The sequence below is a fragment of the Pseudoalteromonas sp. SIMBA_162 genome (assembly GCF_046535955.1).
Taxonomy (GTDB): Bacteria; Pseudomonadota; Gammaproteobacteria; order Enterobacterales; family Alteromonadaceae; genus Pseudoalteromonas; species Pseudoalteromonas marina.
Map to the genome: position 1 here is coordinate 1 of NZ_JAWJBQ010001278.1, position 233 is coordinate 233.

Consider the following 233-nt stretch of genomic DNA (forward strand, 5'->3'; position numbering starts at 1 on the left):
GATCTTTACTGAATGCATCAGCAAACAGTTTGGCTGCTTCGGCATCGCCTTCACCACGCATGATACGGCCCTGACGCTCAGCTTCTGCCAGCGTTCTGGTCACTTCATAGTCGGCAGTCGCGCGCAGTTTTTCCGCTTCTTCCTGACCTTGTGAACGGTGACGACGCGCTACCGCTTCACGCTCGGCGCGCATACGGTTGTAGATCGCTTCAGACACTTCGGTAGGCAGGTTG

Annotated in this window: 1 pseudogene; it reads right to left on the minus strand. The window is 56.2% G+C overall.

From position 1 onward, the window contains the following. Positions 1 to 233 (minus strand): annotated as a pseudogene (locus R0J88_RS23755) (protease modulator HflC); the annotation flags it as partial.